Here is a 5,002-nt window from a genome sequence, read left to right as displayed (position 1 = left end):
AGTCGTTTGAGGTAAGTCCATCTTATCTGAACCGATTTTGCCTCTGTGCAAAAACGTTACTACCGCTTGGGTAACACCGTAATGGTTCGGCGCGGTACATCAAAAAAACATTCGAAAGAATATTTAATAGGAGACACCCATGAACAAAGAAAATAACTCATTGCTCGAATTCTATACCGATCAAATAGTGACACTGGGAGGTGATATCACCTGCTTATCCCGGCTCACTCACCTTGGTCAAGTTGAGTTCGAAACCATGCTAAACCTGTATATGGAGCATTTGAAACAGGCCGTTAAACTGCGGTTTCTGTTGCAACATGGAACAGGATTAGTGGAGGTACCCAAAGGCAACCAAGTGGCCTGTGTTGTAAATGACACCTACCAAGCTGATCGCTATACGGTGGTCATCTACGATGCAAAGGGGCCGATATGCGACATGCGATATGACAATATCGATGCCGCATGGGAAGAGTTAATCCATCAAGGTTTCAACCACCCGCACAGCGGATGTTTGGATGCATTGTTGAATCAGCCAGAACTGGCGTTGAACTAAAACCAAGTCCGAAAGGACCATTTAAAGGAGAAATACCATGGTTGTTATCATGTTTGTGCTAATGATCGTCTGTCTGACGATTCTACCTAGCCTCTTGACGCGTTGTGCGATTGAAATATTGAAGTTTGCACGAAACATCCTGAAATTGGCCTACCAGCTGATGTTGGGATTGCTGAAAGGACTGAAATACGTGTTTGTGTCTACCCCGACATCTGTATTAGCCGATATCTGGGCCAGCACACGCTACCTCAGTACCGCATACAAAACGTCTTACCAAGACAACAAGATCAAGGTAGACCGTCGAACGCGGTTTCAAGCAGCGAACAGAAAACGGTCGAAAGTCCAGCAGTCACGCAAATTGGCGGCTGATGCCTTTGACACTCAGTTCCATCAGTTTTCAGCGCAGTTGACCACTCTGCAGGAAAAACATCAACGACACCTAAGTTTGGCCGCAGCAATAAATCCGCTGCCATCAGACTTGGATATCCCAACGTTTTTGCGAAGAGGCGTTTTTCAGACCAATGGCCAGAACCAACTGGTCAGGGATGAAGACGGTTTTCCGGTTAAGGTATCTGTCGCGGGTATGTTCAGAAAACCGAACAAACCAACGGCTGAAGCCCAACCAGACCAGGATAAACCTAAGCCTAAACCAAAAGCAGATGTCATGATGACTGAACCGCCTGTCCTAGATGATGACGGCGGTTTTGAACCTGCCTACGATCCCTGCTGTGACATACCATCATAACCAATCATCGCCCCTTCGGGGGCGAATCCCGCCCGGAAGGGCCTTTTAAAAGGAAAAATACTTATGACAATTGAGACAATCATCGAGCAATGTTTTGACGAACTCGAATCCAATCCGATTGATTCCGGCTTGCCCTACAAAGTGCTGGAAAGCACGGAGCGGCGCGTGACTGTGCACTATTTTGAGCACGATGATGCGTCAATCTACCAGGGTGACTCGGACTATTTTGGCTTTCAGTTTGAGGAATCGTCATCGCCATTTTATGCAGACGGAAATTCAAATCATGACATCGATGTGGCCAGTTTGATGGCGGATGCCCGCATTTACGCAGACGCGGATCTGAGGTTTCGCGAGGACCTGTTGAATCGGTTGGTCACAGCAGATCGCAACGACGCTATGACGGAGCGACTGCAAGACCGCTATCCGACAATAGCAAAGGCCATTTATCACCAATCGTTGCAGTGTTTGCGTGAGCAAAGCCCGACTCAAACCGACGATGTGTTTGCCGCAATGCTGGGGTCTCATTACCAAATAGATAAGCGACAGCTTAAAGAAATGGTCAAGAATCGACTGATCAGAGAAAGCTATCACTACCTGTTTTGTGATGACGACACTTACTCTCTGGACTTCGACAACGACTCTAATTTAGATACCGAGTTCTTTCACCCGGTTTTCCACGCCATGTACGAATATGGATTGGTGGATGACAACGAGGTGGCAGTCCAAGAGTCGAATGGTGAGCTAAGCCTTGTAGAACCAACCGAGCTAGACCCGGTTGCCGTCTATACCAAAATTACCTTGGTCGACGGCGAACATCAGGATTTAGAACGGTTATACACGGTGGCAGAGGTGGTTGAACACAGCAACAACGTGTTGGAGCTGAAATGGCGACATCCGGAAACAAAGCAAAAGTTTGCGGACCAAACCAGTGTCTGTTTTGACTATCTCCAGGCTTATACCTTGGCAGCGTCTGTCCTAGACGAATTTCCTGAAATGGACATCACTGTACTGGATAAAACCCGGGCCTCTGGACTCAGGATCATGAAAATAACCGAGTGGCGCCTTGAAACCTACAATCTGTGGTCGCAAGGCGAATGTTATGCGCTTCGTTATGCAGTATTTGAATCTGACGACGGTCAAACTTGGCAACTTGTTAGCGATGAACCTGATGGTGGCGGCTACATCTGTGGCCAACAGGATCTCGATTTTTGACTTTACTACCCATACCGGCGCCACTGCGCGCCCGGTATTTAAGTCGGTATTGATAACGACACGCTGGTTGTCGTTATCAATACCCGATTTTGCCCTTGTGCAAAAACGTCACTGCTGCTTGAGTGACACCGAAATAGTTCGGCGCAGCATACCTTAACCACCCATCCGCAAGGATTCATAAAGGAGCAACACCATGTACCGCAATCGAGTAGAGCTGATTGGCAACCTGGGCAGCGATCCGGAAATTGTTGAGTTAAACAATAACGGCATCGCCTGCAACATTACCGTCGCGACGACCAAACGCTACAAGAAAGAGGGCGAAACGGTCAGCGACACCGAATGGCATGACGTGGCAATTTATGGCCCGACTGCCCAATACGTCGCGGACTACGCCAAAAAAGGCATGGAAGTGAACGTGGTCGGTTCATTGCGCACTCGAACCTTCGAGACTGACGAGGGGACGCGTCGATTGAAAGAGATTTACGTTTCAGAGCGTCAGCATGAAGTTCAGCTGAACTTCCATTCCCTCAAGGATTCAGACTCAGAGAGCGAAGCCAAACCGCAAACACGTCAGAAAGTCGCCAGAGGCAAGCCGGCGGCAAAACGTCAAAAGAGTAATCCTAGCGACGCGAAGCCGGACAAAAAACTAAGGGTAGAACAGCAGACGGAATCCGCTTCGGAGGCACCACGCGAACCGACTCAACCGAGTAAGTACGCACCACCGCCAGAGAATTGGAATCAAGCTGCGCCATTCTGACACAATTCCGTAAGGAAATAACAAAAGATCCATAACATACAGTCCCCACTTACAACATTGTAAGTGGGACTTCTTTCGCAAAAGTACTTATATGTCCACACTATGAGCAACTAAACACATAACGCAGCTATCGCAATAACCTTACGTAATATACTGTTAATTCAACTGGTTATAGAATTTTTATTTTAATTTTATCCAATTTTTAGCGAAACGGCGGCGCCGGTTTGGTAGGGAGGTGCAGCGAGCACCGATAGGGTTATTCAAGTGTGGACATATAAGTACTTTCAGAATTTCACCGCTTTTTTAGCGTACTTTATTTGAAGCAAACCGCAATTCTGGCGAAAAATTACAGTAACCTGACCTTTACCTGACGAAAACTTCGACATTTTTCTCTCTTTTGGTAAAATCAAGCCTCAAAAATGAGAACCTGAGCCAAAAAAATTTCACACCAGGCTCTGGCCAATTTACCTGTTTGTTCTGCACAAACCTATGAGAGACCACCCTCCGTCTTTCGACACAAAGAGAACGCCGTGCAACTTTTCCCAGCTCGCACGACTGGGCTTTGACGTCTTGAATTTAGGATATGTATCAAATGGACACTATCATTCTTAGCAGTAATGATATACATCAGCAGACAAACCAACTCTTCCTTTGGCTAATAGAAGAGTTGGATGTGACCATCAACTGTCGCATTCACAGTACCGCCATCACCTTCTGCCAGGATGATGTGAATGAATGCACACAGCGAGTTCAACTCAAGCTGTTCGATTTGTCGCGCCGGTTTATGGCCAACCAACTGCCATTTAATGACCACACCTCGTTGTTGAAATACTGCAATACCACCATTCGTAACGCGATCATTGATTACAACCGTTCTCGTACTGCAGTGTCGATCCCTGCCGATAAGCGCGGGGATTATCATGTTGTCCCATTGTCGACCACACACGAAGAGCATCAACACGAAATGATTGAAACATTCCCTGAATTGCACGAACGTTCATTTGCTCAAATGATGGAAAAACTGAAACAAGTGGACGCCTACATCTATCAAGATCACATGCACCTCCTACACCAAAAATTCGTACAGAAAATGTCCAACCGGGAAATCAGCCAAATTCTGGCGATCTCGGAGCGGCATGTCGGCGTCAAGGTACGCAAAGCCGTCACTGAAATTTCATCACTGCTCAAAGAACTCGAATTCAACGCCAGCGATTTTGTCGGTGACTAAATCCTACGTTAATAGCAGATTTGAGAAGGCTGCGCGGCTCGAAAGAGAGGTAAGTTTGATACCAGATAATAGATTTCAAGTGACAATGGTGGTGTTCACATCGATTCGCTGCCATTTATAAATCAAAAGTGCCCCAAAGTTTGATAGCTACGACGCACCGCGTAGGCGAAACACTCTACGCTTGCCCTAATAAAACTAATCAGTTCAGCATCGAATACCCACACAAGTGTAACAATTGATGTACTTTGCTCCACATGCAAGCTGATTAATTTATGATGTTATTATTAGTAGTAGATATCATTCTGAATAAATTAGCTTTTCCGATTTTGATGGCCGCATTGATTTCAGGTTGTGGTGGCGACTCAGGCTCTATCAAAAAACTTGAGTTTAACGTCGCTAATGGCACAGCCGTTGCCATGGGCACCCCTTCTGCTGCCTTATCAAACAGCCCGAGCCCGGCACCAATGGCAATGACTACCCAGCACTCTGACTCTGCTTCGTACACGA

At 46.7% G+C, this 5,002-nt stretch carries 6 protein-coding genes; 5 read left to right on the top strand and 1 reads right to left on the bottom strand.

Annotated elements, in window-relative coordinates; genetic code table 11:
• The first annotated feature begins 139 nt into the window (after positions 1-139).
• From ACQY6F_RS18110 to ACQY6F_RS18090, 5 genes are all read left to right on the top strand, one after another.
• The gene (locus ACQY6F_RS18110) at positions 140-553 is read left to right on the top strand and encodes a hypothetical protein (RefSeq protein WP_428776448.1); all 414 of its coding nucleotides are present in this window, start codon (positions 140-142) and stop codon (positions 551-553) included.
• A 37-nt stretch (positions 554-590) separates the two neighbouring features.
• Entirely contained in the window at positions 591-1,298 is a 708-nt protein-coding gene (locus ACQY6F_RS18105; protein WP_428776446.1) for a hypothetical protein, read from the top strand.
• Positions 1,299-1,361: 63 nt separating this feature from the next.
• Complete coding sequence (locus tag ACQY6F_RS18100; RefSeq protein ID WP_428776445.1) at positions 1,362-2,510, top strand: hypothetical protein; 1,149 nt, start codon at positions 1,362-1,364, stop codon at positions 2,508-2,510.
• A gap of 193 nt (positions 2,511-2,703) precedes the next feature.
• Positions 2,704-3,267, top strand: a complete 564-nt coding sequence (locus ACQY6F_RS18095; RefSeq protein WP_428776443.1) for a single-stranded DNA-binding protein — start codon at positions 2,704-2,706, stop codon at positions 3,265-3,267.
• Between the two features lie 592 nt (positions 3,268-3,859).
• Positions 3,860-4,495, top strand: a complete 636-nt coding sequence (locus tag ACQY6F_RS18090) for a sigma-70 family RNA polymerase sigma factor (protein WP_428776442.1) — start codon at positions 3,860-3,862, stop codon at positions 4,493-4,495.
• Between the two features lie 265 nt (positions 4,496-4,760).
• Here ACQY6F_RS18090 and ACQY6F_RS18085 read toward each other — a convergent pair.
• On the bottom strand, positions 4,761-5,002 hold a 242-nt coding region (locus ACQY6F_RS18085; RefSeq protein WP_428776441.1), incomplete at its 5' end, for a hypothetical protein.

Origin of the sequence: Vibrio sp. (assembly GCF_050299255.1) — a bacterium.
Classification (GTDB): domain Bacteria; phylum Pseudomonadota; class Gammaproteobacteria; order Enterobacterales; family Vibrionaceae; genus Vibrio.
This window is presented reverse-complemented; position numbering and strand designations above follow the sequence as displayed.

What these genes read in the sequence shown, in the direction of transcription:
- ACQY6F_RS18110 (WP_428776448.1), top strand. Translation starts at nt 140, where the DNA reads ATGAACAAAGAAAATAACTCATTGCTCGAATTCTATACCGATCAAATA.
- ACQY6F_RS18105 (WP_428776446.1), top strand. Translation starts at nt 591, where the DNA reads ATGGTTGTTATCATGTTTGTGCTAATGATCGTCTGTCTGACGATTCTA.
- ACQY6F_RS18100 (WP_428776445.1), top strand. Translation starts at nt 1,362, where the DNA reads ATGACAATTGAGACAATCATCGAGCAATGTTTTGACGAACTCGAATCC.
- ACQY6F_RS18095 (WP_428776443.1), top strand. Translation starts at nt 2,704, where the DNA reads ATGTACCGCAATCGAGTAGAGCTGATTGGCAACCTGGGCAGCGATCCG.
- ACQY6F_RS18090 (WP_428776442.1), top strand. Translation starts at nt 3,860, where the DNA reads ATGGACACTATCATTCTTAGCAGTAATGATATACATCAGCAGACAAAC.